The organism is Tautonia marina, from assembly GCF_009177065.1.
Taxonomy (GTDB): Bacteria; Planctomycetota; Planctomycetia; order Isosphaerales; family Isosphaeraceae; genus Tautonia; species Tautonia marina.
Window position 1 is genome coordinate 19768 of record NZ_WEZF01000009.1, and the last position, 12992, is coordinate 32759.

The following is a 12992-nucleotide window of genomic DNA, read 5'->3' on the forward strand; positions in this document are numbered from 1 at the left end:
CCTCGGAGCCGCCTCAACGGTTGGGCGGCTCGGTACGTCCAGTTCGTTACAAGGCCCCATGAATGGGCCGTAGCCCTGGGGAGAATCCCGATGGCCTCCGTAGACTATTTCTTGAAGCTCGACGGGATCGACGGCGAAAGCCAGGACGACAAGCATAAGAACGAAATCGAGGTCCAGTCCTGGAGTTGGGGCGAGACCAATAGCGGCGATGCCTCCCACGGCGCAGGGATGGGGGCTGGGAAGGTCTCCATGCAAGACTTCCACTTCGTCATGCAAGTCAATAAATCGTCACCGAAGCTCATGGAAGCATGCGCGACTGGTAAACACATCAAGGAAGCCACCTTGACCTGCCGAAAGGCGGGGGAGACCGCTCAGGAATACCTGAAGATTAAATTCTCCGACCTTCTCGTCTCCAGCTATCAGACTGGTGGGAGCAGTGGGGATGTCATCCCTGTGGATCAAATCAGCCTTAACTTCTCGAAGATCGAGTACGAATACAAGGAACAGAAGCCCGACGGCTCGCTCGGCGGTGCCGTCAAGGCTGGGTACGATCTGAAGGCGAACAAGAAAGTCTGACTTGGTTGACCTGTCCGGTTGGACTAAGCCCTTTCGAGCGCTGATCGGCCTCCCCTTGCCTTCAGGGAGGCCGATCGTCGTGGTTGCGAATCCCTCTCCTTCAACGTTTGCAATCCTGTTGTGCGCAATCGCTCCGAAGATCAAGCAGGTTCGGACCGCTTTCGGAGCCGTCTAGCTGTGTTGAAGGACGACTGATGCCTCGGCGCGATCCTGTTCCTCGATTTCAGCATTCCCTCTGGGATCGTCTGACCAACCCGGACCTGATCCGTGGAGCAGACGTTGAACTCTCCGTTTCGAGTGAAATCGAACGGATCAAGAACGAGGTTCGCCGCGACCTGGAATGGTTGCTCAATTCAAGACGAACCCCTGGTGATCCCCCAGGCACCATGAGCCATCTCTCTCGATCATTGATGACGTATGGACTGCCCGACATCACCTCCATGAGCCTGGGTGACTCGGACTCTCGCGACCGGCTGACTCATCTGCTTGAATCCGTGATCCGCGATTTCGAGCCAAGGCTCTCCAACGTTCGGGTCATCTTCGAACCCCACAAAAACGACGACAAAATCGGCTCGTTACACTATCGCATCGAAGCAATCCTCCGGGTCGATCCGGCTCCTGAACCGGTCGTGTTCGACACCGTCCTTGAACTCGGCAACAAAGCGTTCGTTGTCCAAGGCGAGAACCTGTAAGTTCATTCCAGCCCCACCGTCTCCGAGAGGACCCGTATCAAACACCGAGGATCTCCGCCCCCCGCACACGGAGGCAAACGTCGAGGCAATCTGGCCGAACTCCTCAATCCTCGGCTGTCCGGCCATGTCCACCGAACCGTCCCGCCAAAGACAAGCCCCAGCGCTTTACTCACGACCGAAGGCGACCTTTCTCCCCTTCTGCTCCTGGCGAAGGGATGACCATGGGCTGCCATGAACGACACCTTCCTCAATTATTACAACCGTGAACTTGCTTTTATTCGTGAAATGGGAGCCGAGTTCGCCCAGGCCCATCCTCAAGTCGCCGAACTCTTGATGCTCGAGGCGGGTCGCTGCGCGGACCCCCATGTGGAGCGCCTGCTTGAAGCCTTTGCGTTCCTCGCGGCTCGCTTACGAAAGAAAATTGATGACACCTACCCGGAACTGACCGACGCTCTTCTGGAGGTGCTTTACCCACATTACCAGCGACCGATTCCCTCCATGACCATCGTTCAGTTCTCTCCCACGACGGATCCTTCGAAAATCGTTGCGGGCTATGAGATCGAGCGCGGGTCCCAGATCGTCTCTCGCCCCCTCGATGGCGTACGGTGCCAGTTCCGCACCGTTTATCCGGTCTGGCTCTGGCCGGTTGCAATCGAATCCGCCACGGTCATGCCAGACCGAGTCACCATCGAGGGGAAGCCGTCGGGCTCGGCGGCGATGATCAGCCTTCGGATTCGGTGCGCCGCGGCCGGAGACTGGGGGAGTCTCGAAGGATTTGATCGGCTCCGATTCTTCCTCGATGGCGGTGAACCGGTCCCCTCGACCGTCTATGAAGCGCTCTTTAATCGACTGGTTGCGATCTGGCTCCGAGGTCGAACGGCTTCGGGTGAGGAACAGACGATTTCGCTCGGCCCCGATGCAGTCAAGCCCGTCGGTTTCGAGCCTGATGACGGCATGGTTCCCTACCCGGAGCGATCGTTCCCCGGCTATCGGTTACTTCAAGAGTTTTTTGCGTTTCCTCTGAAATTCCAGTTCTTTGACCTCACGGGACTGGACCGGATCACCGACTCCGGATTCGTTGGACCGGTCGAGGTGATGTTCTTCCTCGATCAACCACCCCATACCGACGTCACGCTCCGTCCCGAGAACTTTCGTCTGGGATGTTCCCCCGCGGTCAACCTATTCAAGAAGGTTGCAGAGCCAGTCCGACTGGATCGACTGCGGAGTGAGTATCGCCTGGTCCCCGACGTCGAACACCCCTTGAGTTTCGAGGTCTACTCGGTTGACTGGGTCGAGAGCGTAGGTTCCTATCTCAATGGATCGGTGACCTACCAGCCGTTCTACGCGCTCCGACACGCCGACCGCGATCGAGGTCACCAGGCATACTGGTTCGCCCGGCGACAGCCTTCACTCCGAGCGGGAGACTCAGGCACCGATGTTGAACTCACCTTTGTGAACCCCTCGTTCTCCCCGACAACCCCCTCCACTGAAAAGGTGACCGCCTCCTTGACGTGCTGCAACCGAGATATTCCCGCCCGATTACCGTTTGGAGGAGACCAGGATGTTGTCTCGCTGGAGGCCGAAGCTCCGGTCGGTCGCGTTCGCTTGCTGACCCGTCCGACCAAAACCCTCCGCCCTCCCTTGGGACGCGATACCCAATGGAGAGCGATCTCGGCCTTGGCGTTGAATCACCTCTCCCTGGCCGAGTCCGGACCTGGAATCGAGGCCCTTCGCGAGGTCCTGGCTGCCTACGACTTCGCGGATTCGGCCGTGACCCGCAAGCAAATTGGTGGGATCACCGGGGTTGCCAGCCGACGAATTGCGGGCCGAACGGGGAATCGTCTCGGAAAAGCAGTCAGTCTTGGGATCGAGATTGAATTGACTTTCGATGAGTCGGCGTACTCTGGAGCCACGGCCTTCCTGATGGCCACCGTCCTGGAACGGTTCCTCGGTTCATACGTCACGGTCAATTCATTCAGCCGACTGGTCGCGCGGCGCAAACAGCACGAGGGAGTCTGGAAGCGATGGGCACCGCGCAGCGGCGATCGAACTCTTCTGTAAGCGATCGGCTGTTCGCCGATCCCACCCCCTTCGACTTCTTCCAAGCCGCCCGCCTCCTTGAGCAACTCGGAGCAGCGTCGGGGCGTCTCCCGGTTGGCCACGACGGTCCGCCCAGCCGCGAAGCGGTTCGCTTCCTGGCCCATCTGTCCCTCTCGTTTCCTCCCAGCGCAATCACTGGGATCGACGGCAGGCCATCCCTCCCGTTGGGGACCTCACCGGAGTCAACTGACGAGTCCCCAGAGCCGCCCGAGATCGGTGCTCCTCCGAAGATGACGACCGCGTTTCTCGGGCTCGTCGGCCCGCTGGGAGCACTACCGACAGTCTACACGGAAGCCCTCGTCGGCCCCGACCGGCGGCGACGAGCGGCGGCCGCCATGTTCTTCGACCTCTTTCATCACCGGATTGTCTCGCTCTTCTACCGGATCCGGCAAAAGTACCAGATCCCGGTGCTCTGGGAGGCATCACGGAACGCCGGCGGAGCGCGAGCCGATCGGTTTGCCCGTCACCTGTTCGACCTTATCGGGCTGGGCTCTCCATCGCTGCAAAATCGACTCGCAGTCGAGGACGAAGCCCTGCTGTTCTACAGCGGCATCTTCGCTCAACAGCATCGTCCAGCTGTCATGCTGGAACGGCTCCTCAAAGACTACTTTGGAGTTCCTGCTCGCATCCAGAGTTTCAGTGGTCAATGGCTTCGTCTCGATCCGGACCAGCGGACCCGGCTCGGCCGCCGAGGGGCGCAGAACGGGCTCGGAACCGAAGCGATCGCCGGGCGCAAGATCTGGGACGATCAGAGTAAGTTTCGGGTGCTTCTCGGGCCGATGGGAATCCTCAGATTCGGGGAGTTTTTGCCCGGTGGTCGTGCCTCGCTTGCGCTCATGGAATTGATCCGGCTGTTCGTTGGACCGGAACTCGACTTCGATGTACGTTTGATTCTGATCGCGGAGGAAGTCCCTCCCTGCCGGCTCTCCCTCGATCGAAGCCAGGCCGCCCAACTTGGACGCACAAGCTGGCTGAGCCGCCGTCCTGACCGCCCCGACGCTGATGACGCGGTCCTCCGACCACCTCCGAAAGCATAGGAATCGTTGCGGAACCTCTTGAAGCGTAGTAGCCTGAGAACGCCGACTCCGAGCAGGATCGGGCCCCGTCGCCCTGTCTTCAACGTTCAACCACACTTGAGTCGGCCGGATCGCGGGATGTGCCAACCCGCTCCGAGAGCGAGAAGTCAAATCATGTCGAAGCGAGCTGTCCACTGGTATGAGGGGATGTTCCTCAAGCCCCACCACTTCCAGGCCGCCGATCGCTTCCAGCGAGATCGGCTCCGGGAGTCGGAGGACTGGCTTCACCCGCACAACTGGGGCCTTCGCGCAGTCGAAATCGACCCTGACGCGATCGCGAATTTCACCTTCATCCTCCGATCCTGCCAGGCTCGGTTCAAGGACGGGACAACCTTGAATGTTCCGGGGGAAGCCACCGTCGATCCGCTCGACCTTCGGCCCGTCCTCTCCACCCATCCCGAGGCGACAATTTCTCTGGCGGTCCCTACCTGGCAACCCGGTCGTGCAAATGTCGCTCTTTCGGCCTCGACCGATGGTCCCCGTTATCTCATTGATACCGTCGAGCAGCCAGACGAGAACACCGGCGGAGACGAGGAGGGGATTGAGTTCCGCAGGGTCCAGGCTCGCCTGCTGGCATCACATGTTGACGCAACCGGCTATGAAACCCTGCCGCTGGCTCGGGTTGCCCGATCGGCTTCGGCCGATGCCCCACCTCAGATCGTCCGATCGTACACCCCTCCCATTCTCGGAATCGACGGTTGGGCCCCCCTTCATGACGAGGTTCAATCGGTCTTCCAGATGTTGCGGGCCTGGATTGACCAGGAGGCTGGCTATCTTGTCGGGCGGAAAATCTCCTTTGAAAGCCAGGTCATCGGCGAATCGGATCGGATTCTCAAGCTGACCACCGTCAACGGCGCGTTCTCGGCATTGCAGTCGGTCCTGTTCACCAGAGGTCTGCATCCGATCCACGTCTACAGCGAACTCTGTCGGCTCCTCGGCCAGCTCTCGATCTTTGACGACGCGAGACGTCCAATCGACGTACCCACGTACGACCATGATGAAATTGGTCCAATCTATGCGCGAGTGATCGCCGAAATTCGCCGTCTGATCGGTGGTGGCCGAGGGCCAGAATGGACCAAGCGTTACTTCCAGCTCGAAGGCAGACGGTTTCAGGTGCATCTTGACACCGACTGGTTGCGAGAAACGACCAAACTTTACATCGGAGTCGAGACCGTTGAACTGAACGACGCCGAATGCGACGAGCTGATGCGAGGAACCAACTGGAAGCTCGGGGCAGGGGAGCAGGTCGGCGAGATTTTCCGCCAGGGGCAATCCGGTCTTGGCCTCCAGCCACTGAACCGGATCCCACCGGCATTGCCTCGCAATGTCGTTTACTTTGAAGTCCAGAAAAAGGAACCCTACTGGCGCGATGTCTTGCGAACCCGAACACTCGGGCTTCGCTTCAACCTTGAAGGTGGTTCATTCCTGGGCGATACCGAAGCCAAACAACTGGTCGCCCTCCCCCGCCCTCGGGTCGGATCGCTCGTGGAGTTGCAGTTCGCTGTCTATGTCATTCCCCACGCCTAGTTGATTTGCCGAGATCGTCCTCACGGAGACCATCGCCGCGATGACCGATGCGTTCGCTGATCTGATCCACCCATACTTCGAGCACGTTATCGCCCTCCAGGACCGTCTGGCTTGGGGAGAGTCTCCTTCGATCGACGTGGTGAAGACCGAATTGCTCGGCTATCTCGACAAGATCGAGAATCGAGCAGCCACTAGCCCTCAGCTCTCTCAGGACTTCGCCATGGTCAAGTACGGACTCGTGGCCTGGACCGACGAGGTCTTGACCGACTCTGAGTGGGGCCAATCGGTCGACTGGGGTGCCCAGGAGCAGATTCTTGAGTGGGACCTTTACCGGAGTAACCTTCGAGCAGAAAAATTCTACGACATGGCCGCGCAAGCCGAACGCCGAGGGACTCCCGACACGATTGAGGTCTACTTGCTCTGCGTCGCCCTCGGTTTTCGAGGCCGGATGGCCTTGCTTGACGAGGATCAGTTGCTTCACTGGGTCAGCCAACTCTATGAACGGGTTCTCCAGGCCAGTCCCGTCTCGTCGAAACCGGTCTTCCCAGAGATGCCTCCAGATGCCAATCCTCGATCCATCGGAACGCTTCGCGGTGCCGGATTGCTGGTAACGATCAGTTCCCTCGTCGCCATCTCAGCCCTGATCACCCTGGCCTTTTACATTCTGTCAGTGCATCTCGACTACGCTCGATGACGAAACGTCCGAGTTCTGCAATTGGGCAACCGAGGCGTAATCATGTTGTCTTCGTTGTTGTGGAATAAAGTTGCAATCCTCATGTACGGGGTCGTGGCCTTCGCCAGTGCAGGGGCGGCGATGCTGTGGTCGAAGCACCCGGTTCGATGGATTCTGGTTCTTGCCATCATCTTGCTCGCCATCGGGGCGTTCGGTCCCTGGCAGGTTCCGGAAATCGACCCGCAGTTGCCGGCCATTTTCTCGGGATGGGCGCTTCGGACCTGGCTGTTCGGACTGGGTGTGATTGCCCTGCTGACGACGACGCATCTGATCGCCACGCTCGTTCGCCACGCTCGGGGGACGAATTATGAGAAGGGTGAAGGTCGATTCCCCGATCTCGATGCCGCCTGGCAAGAGATCGTGATCCGACTGGGGCAGGCTGGCATCGATCCGAGTCGGCAACGGCTTTATCTTCTCCTCGGTCCCGACGAGAGGCAGGCTGCGGCCCTGATCGATTCTGCCAATGTGCAACTCTTTGGACGAGCACCGTCGTCGCCAGAGGCGCCAATCCACGCTTATGCCGTGGCCGACGGCATCTTGCTCAGTTGCGCCGGGGCGTCAAGCTTCGGCCGATCAGACGGCGAGGGTCCCGATCGACTCGCCCACCTTTGCCGCTTGATCCGTCAACTCAACCCCGAGGAGCCGGTGCTCCGCGGAGTGGCCGCCTTGCTGCCAATTAGCGTTGCAGGCAGCGGGAATGAACTCCAGGTTGCCTCAGCCATTCGAAACGATCTCAATGCGATCCGTTCGGGCCTGAGACTCCGCTGCCCCACCTATACGGTGTTCACAGAGATGGAAACAGTCGCAGGCTTTGATGATTTTGTCGCGCGGATCCCGGCAAATTTGAGACAAAGCCGTTGCGGGTTTTCGATTCCCGGCGCTCAGCTCTACCGCTCTGAACTGATTTCCATCGGAATCGGATGGATGCGGCAATGGTTCAATTCCTGGTCCCTGGATTTAATGGTGCAAGAGATTCGTAACAAGAATAGTAACAACCGTTTGATGCTTCTCAACAATGTCGCGCGACGCAACCGCGACCAGTTGATTCACCTCCTGGACGCCTGTCTCTCCACGCACGAGCAGTCCGAACCGGTCTTGTTCCGTGGGTGTTATTTTGTTTCCAACGGAGTTGAGGACCATCAACGAGCGTTTGCGATGGGGCTGGTTGCGGGTCGGAATGGTCGCCTACTGGTTGACCATGCACTGACCACATGGTCGAGGGAGGCCGAACGGCTCAATGCGCGGTATCGAGCGATCGCCTTGGGCCTGGCAGTGGGAGCCGCCGTGGTGGCCCTTCCATTCTGGTATTTCGGCATCATCATTCGCCTGGCAGCGACCGATCAGTCATGGATCGGCTGGACCGGACTGGCAGGATTGGTGCTCATCTGGATCATCGTGTTGAGCGTCCAACGGTTGCGTCGCCCCAGAGCAACCTCCAGCGGAACAGCCTCGGTGAAAGCCGGAAATCCTAGCGCCGCGTAACCCGAAAGTGCAGATCGCCAATCAGTACGATGTCGGCCGCGTCGGGAAACGCTCGATCACCAATCCGAATTGTTGTCCGCTCTCCCATCTTGAGGAACGTCCCGTTTTTGCTCCCGAGATCTTCCAGGACGAAATGGCCGTCACGTTCTCTGAGGCACGCGTGACGGCGACTGACCCAGTTATCTCCAGTCAATGCGATGTCGCACCCCTCGCCTTCTCGACCGATGACCGTCAGGTCCTTCTTCGTGATCGGCACGGTCGCAGCCGGTAGCCCATCCGGTCCGATGAACTCCAGGAACGCCAGCGGGACGAATTCCCGGCAATAAAACACCTCACCCGAGGGGCTGACCAGAGCAGGGGGGGACGACCTCGGAGGAGCCTCCCGAAAGACGATGACGTGCCGGCCAACCCGGAATCGTGCTCCATCCGTCAGGGGGACCGAGGTGTGTTCAGGAATCTTCAGGTAAACGCCATTAATCGTCCCGAGATCTTCGGCGACGAGGTGATCGTCCGTATCGACTACAAAACGAACATGGTCTTCGGCAAGATGGCGAGTGGCTGAGCCCCGACCGACGAACTGTTCGACCGTCGATCGTCCCAGCGTGAACTCACCTGTGGAAAGTGTTGCAAGCCGCTCGAAAATGCGCTCGCCATCTCCTGCGAGAATTTCCAACCGTAGGAGTGCCGACTCGCGATTGGTGCCAGAATCCGCGGTCATGCCCGGGACATAGGTTGCATTCCAGGAGTTTGCGTCCCGAGAAACCGGAGTCACCGGAGGAGGCGTCGGCTTGCGGACCTCCTCAACGGGTGTCTTCGAAGACGGGATGTCCGAGAACCCTGTCGATCCAGGAGACGCCGGAGCCGGAAACCCAGGTTCGCGAGAGGTGGGGCGTTGCGGTCGCTTCGGCCCCACAGCGGTGTCGAATTCCTGGCCAGGGATAACCTCCGGGGCCTTCGAGGAGGATTCGGCGGGAGGTAACTGGGACGGGACCGACGTTTCCCACGGATTCTCAAATTTCACTCGCTCCGCCGAGGGTGAACGCTCCGCCGCAGGGCGCGTTTCCCAGAAATGCTCCGGCGTATCGTTCGGCTCCGGCCGGATCGATCGCACCGGAGGGGTTCTGGGAACCTGCCCCCCGTCTCGTCTGGGAGGCAACATGGTTTCCTCGCCCGAGGCAGCAGGCATCTCCCTGGATCGGCTCACGCTCGGCGGGTTCGCCTGGCCGCTGGGAGGAGGCTTCCGGACATCTGGCTCCGGAGATTCGGCTGGTTGCTCGGCGAGTTTGGCCGCCTGAGCCTCGGCAATCATGCGTTTGACATCCTTGCGCGGCAGGCCGATGGTCTTCTTGTCGCCCGACAGGTCGTCGTCGTTCGGCATCGGTCGCCCCTCTCAATCGTTGAGATCCGCTTCGGGACCATTGTCCCGCTCGGTTTCGATCCATCCCAAATCCATTCCAACGATTCGAATCGATCCATCCTGATTCGAGCGAGCGTCAACATTATTCAGAGGAAAACGAGTTGAGAAATCCCCAGAACCGACGAATCAGAATCATACTATCCTAGGTTGCGTCCCCATCACAGGACAAGGTCGCAGCGTGTGGCCCAACGATTCAGGACGCAATTGTGTCGGGTACGCACCTCCTACTATACTCGTCCAAATGGTACTGAGCAGAGTGAGAAAATCCCACTGGATGTTCAGGTGAACTGATTGGCTCACTCATGAGTTCGCCCTCGGTTTCTCTTGCTGAAGGTTTTCCTGGGGCGTCGTCGGTTATGTCCGGAAGTGGCCAAGTCAGACTTGATCGCCAGGACACCAGAATCACTCGGAAGCCAGTTCCTGAGCGAAGGTCCGGGGAATTTCAAAGATCCCGTTTCACCGACCTCGGTTGTAGACTGATCTGGGTGGCAGCAATTCATTCCGGCTCAGCGGCCGACCGGGATTGTCACTTGCGGGCTCGCAAAGCGTGATTCGTCGGAGGGGTCGATGGCATCCTACCAGCAAGCGAATCGTCCATTAACGGTCACCACCCCCCTTGGACCGGATGCACTCCTGCTGGTGGGAATTAACGGAACCGAAGCACTCTCACAACTGTTCCGGTTCCGCCTGGACCTGATCGCATCGAATCAGACGGATGTTGCCTTCGATCAGGTGCTCGGAAAGAAGTTGACCGCCCATGTGAAATCGCCTGGAGGAAAGGTCCGTCACTTCAACGGAATTTGCTGCCGAATGGCCCAGGGGGGGCGCGATCCGAATTTCACGACGTATCAGGCCGACATCGTTCCTGAGGCATGGTTCCTGACTCGGAAGGCTCAGAGCCGGATCTTTCAAAGTAAGACCGTTCCGCAAATCCTCCAGGAAATCTTCGAAGGACTCTCGATCACGCTGAAGCTCAAGGGCCAGTACGAGCCCCGCGACTACTGCGTGCAGTACCGAGAAACCGATTTCAACTTCGCCAGCCGATTGATGGAAGAAGAAGGGATCTTCTACTTCTTTACCCATTCCGACGGCGAACACACCATGATCCTCGGCGACTCTCCTGAGAGTCATCCCGACGTTCCGTTCGGTACACAAGCCACGTTCGCCGCACAACTCGACGACAATGTCGACGAAGAACGGATCCACGACTGGGCCAAGGCCCAGGAACTTCGATCCATGAAGGTCACGCTCTGGGATCATTGCTTCGAGCTGCCACACAAGCATCTCGAAGCCGAGACCCAGATCATGGACTCGGTTCAGGTCGGTACCAAGTCGCACACGTTAAAGCTCGGCAAGGCAGACAAGCTCGAACTCTACGACTGGCCCGGAGAATACGCCCAGCGTTTCGACGGAATCGGTCCAGGTGGCGACGATCGTTCCTCCGACATTCAGAAAATCTTTCAAGACAATCGCCGGACTGCCGAAATCCGCATTCAAGAAGAAGCTGCAGGGGCTCTGGAGATCGCCGGGGCCGGAAAGCTCCGTCAGCTCACGGCCGGCCACCGGTTCAGTCTGACCCGTCACTACGACGCCGATGGCTCCTATGTCCTCACCTCCGTACACCACGCGGCAAAGCTCAACAGTAACTACCGGACGGGGAGTCTCGACGAATTTGTTTACAGCAATACCTTTACCTGCATTCCCGCCGCACTCCCCTATCGCCCCACCCGGCAAACACCGAAGCCCGTGGTCCAGGGCACCCAGACCGCCGTGGTTGTCGGCCCCAAGGGCGAGGAACTTTATACCGACAAATATGGACGCGTGAAGGTCCAGTTCCACTGGGATCGCGACGGGAAAAACGACGAGAAAAGTTCGTGCTGGGTTCGCGTCTCCCAACCGATCGCCGGCAAACGATGGGGGACCTCATTCTGGCCCCGGATCGGCCAGGAAGTCATCGTCGATTACCTCGAAGGCGACCCCGATCAGCCGATCATCGTCGGCAGCGTCTACAACGCCGATCAGATGCCCCCATATCTCGGTGACGGCCCCGACGAGGCCCACAAAGACGACAACAAGGTGAGTGGATTTAAATCCAACACCTCGACCGGCGGTACCGGGTTCAATGAGTTGCGCTTCGACGACAACAAAGACAAGGAACAGGTCTTCCTCCACGCCGAACGAAACCTTGACGTCCGGGTCAAGAACGACGCAAAGTACCGAATTTACGGCAATACCCACCGGATCATCGGCTGGGAAAAGGACGGCGACTCGGGAGGCAACCACCACGAAGAAATCACTCAGGACGAACACCGATACGTCCGTCGTCATCAAGTCGAGCAGATCGGTGGGAACCTTCAATTACTCGTCGGCAAGGGGCCCGAGGACGGCGGCGGCAATGTCGACATTGTGATCGACGCGGATCGCAAAGAATTGATTCGGCGCGACAGTCATCAGCACATCGAAGGGACCCGCCGAGAGCAGGTCGACGGCAACCAGTCGCTCACCATCAAGGGAGATTTGGTCGAACAGGTCGGAGGTCAGCAATCGACCCAGGTTGGCGCCGACCACAGCGAACAAATCGGTGGCGACAAATCACTCACCATCGGTGGGAATCTCTTCGAGAAAACCGGGATGAATCACGCGATCGATTCCGGCATGGAAATCCACCTGAAGGCAGGAATGCGGGTCGTGATCGAGGCGGGTGCACAACTGACGCTCAAAGGTCCCGGAGGCTTCGTCGATATCGGGCCGGCCGGCGTGGCGATCCAGGGCACGATGGTCCTGATCAACTCGGGAGGAGCAGCCAGCGCGGGCAGCGGAAGCAATCCCAAGTCCCCCAAATCTCCCGAAGCCCCAACTGACGCTGAGGAAGCCCAGCCCACAGCCCCCGAAAAGGCCGACGACGCAAAAACCGGCCAGAAATCCTCCTCATAATGGCCGCACCCTTTCCAGCTCTGATTCGATCCGAGCACTCATCTCAATGATGTCGAGGACCCCACCATGCCACCGGCCGCACGAGTTGGAGACTTGCACACCTGTCCGATGGTGACTCCCGGAACCCCGCCCGTTCCTCACGTCGGTGGGCCAATCTTACCACCGGGATGCCCAACCGTTCTCATCGGTGGTCAACCTGCGGCCCGCGTTGGTGACATGGCCACCTGCGTCGGCCCCCCCGACGCGATTGCGATGGGGTCACCAACGGTCCTGATTGGAAACATGATGGCCGCTCGGCTCGGCGATTCGACGGTTCATGGCGGCCTCATTAGTGTCGGGATGCCTACGGTTCTAATCGGGATGACCGGCCAGGGCGCGGCTCTCAGCTCGGCCGCCACGACTGGCGCTCCGTTTTGTGAGGTCTGCTCGAAATGAGAACCGGATCGTGGTCGATG

General features: G+C 59.2%; 9 protein-coding genes and 1 pseudogene. 9 read left to right on the forward strand and 1 reads right to left on the reverse strand.

Annotation, left to right across the window (positions count from 1 at the left end; all coding sequences use genetic code 11):
- Positions 1–90: 90 nt before the first annotated feature.
- The 7 genes from GA615_RS12265 (at position 91) to GA615_RS12295 (ending at position 8186) form a co-directional block, all read left to right on the forward strand.
- Positions 91–576, forward strand: coding sequence for an Hcp family type VI secretion system effector (locus GA615_RS12265; RefSeq protein ID WP_152051599.1), 486 nt, complete (start codon positions 91–93; stop codon positions 574–576).
- 194 nt (positions 577–770) lie between these two features.
- Entirely contained in the window at positions 771–1268 is a 498-nt protein-coding gene (gene tssE, locus GA615_RS12270; RefSeq protein WP_152051600.1) for a type VI secretion system baseplate subunit TssE, read from the forward strand.
- Between the two features lie 231 nt (positions 1269–1499).
- Positions 1500–3329 (forward strand): type VI secretion system baseplate subunit TssF, encoded by a 1830-nt coding sequence (tssF, locus tag GA615_RS12275; RefSeq protein WP_152051601.1) that lies wholly within the window; start codon positions 1500–1502, stop codon positions 3327–3329.
- Positions 3293–4405, forward strand: coding sequence for a type VI secretion system baseplate subunit TssG (gene tssG / locus GA615_RS12280; RefSeq protein WP_152051602.1), 1113 nt, complete (start codon positions 3293–3295; stop codon positions 4403–4405). The genes tssF and tssG overlap by 37 nt, the downstream gene beginning before the upstream one ends.
- Positions 4406–4558: 153 nt before the next feature.
- Complete coding sequence (gene tssK / locus GA615_RS12285; RefSeq protein ID WP_161602303.1) at positions 4559–5971, forward strand: type VI secretion system baseplate subunit TssK; 1413 nt, start codon at positions 4559–4561, stop codon at positions 5969–5971.
- A gap of 40 nt (positions 5972–6011) precedes the next feature.
- Positions 6012–6665 carry a DotU family type IV/VI secretion system protein gene (locus GA615_RS12290; protein WP_152051604.1) on the forward strand — a complete coding sequence of 218 codons (654 nt, stop codon included), beginning with the start codon at positions 6012–6014 and terminating at the stop codon, positions 6663–6665.
- Positions 6666–6707: 42 nt separating this feature from the next.
- Positions 6708–8186: a type VI secretion protein IcmF/TssM N-terminal domain-containing protein gene (locus GA615_RS12295; protein ID WP_152051605.1), complete on the forward strand. Its 1479-nt coding sequence runs from the start codon at positions 6708–6710 to the stop codon at positions 8184–8186.
- Here GA615_RS12295 and GA615_RS27825 read toward each other — a convergent pair.
- A complete protein-coding gene (locus tag GA615_RS27825) occupies positions 8173–9564 on the reverse strand; it encodes an FHA domain-containing protein (protein WP_201750173.1) in 1392 nt (463 codons plus the stop codon). The genes GA615_RS12295 and GA615_RS27825 overlap by 14 nt on opposite strands.
- A 606-nt stretch (positions 9565–10170) precedes the next feature.
- Between GA615_RS27825 and GA615_RS12305 the strand changes: the two genes are divergently transcribed.
- Positions 10171–12537, forward strand: a complete 2367-nt coding sequence (locus GA615_RS12305; protein WP_152051606.1) for a type VI secretion system Vgr family protein — start codon at positions 10171–10173, stop codon at positions 12535–12537.
- 66 nt (positions 12538–12603) lie between these two features.
- Positions 12604–12897 (forward strand): annotated as a pseudogene (locus GA615_RS12310) (PAAR domain-containing protein); the annotation flags it as partial.
- Positions 12898–12992 lie beyond the last annotated feature (95 nt).

Excerpts from the sequence above, each read along its gene's own strand:
- GA615_RS12295 (WP_152051605.1), top strand. The coding sequence starts at position 6,708 with ATGTTGTCTTCGTTGTTGTGGAATAAAGTTGCAATCCTCATGTACGGG.
- tssK (WP_161602303.1), top strand. The coding sequence starts at position 4,559 with ATGTCGAAGCGAGCTGTCCACTGGTATGAGGGGATGTTCCTCAAGCCC.
- GA615_RS12305 (WP_152051606.1), top strand. The coding sequence starts at position 10,171 with ATGGCATCCTACCAGCAAGCGAATCGTCCATTAACGGTCACCACCCCC.
- GA615_RS12265 (WP_152051599.1), top strand. The coding sequence starts at position 91 with ATGGCCTCCGTAGACTATTTCTTGAAGCTCGACGGGATCGACGGCGAA.
- tssF (WP_152051601.1), top strand. The coding sequence starts at position 1,500 with ATGAACGACACCTTCCTCAATTATTACAACCGTGAACTTGCTTTTATT.
- tssG (WP_152051602.1), top strand. The coding sequence starts at position 3,293 with ATGGGCACCGCGCAGCGGCGATCGAACTCTTCTGTAAGCGATCGGCTG.
- GA615_RS12290 (WP_152051604.1), top strand. The coding sequence starts at position 6,012 with ATGACCGATGCGTTCGCTGATCTGATCCACCCATACTTCGAGCACGTT.
- tssE (WP_152051600.1), top strand. The coding sequence starts at position 771 with ATGCCTCGGCGCGATCCTGTTCCTCGATTTCAGCATTCCCTCTGGGAT.
- GA615_RS27825 (WP_201750173.1), bottom strand. The coding sequence starts at position 9,564 with ATGCCGAACGACGACGACCTGTCGGGCGACAAGAAGACCATCGGCCTG.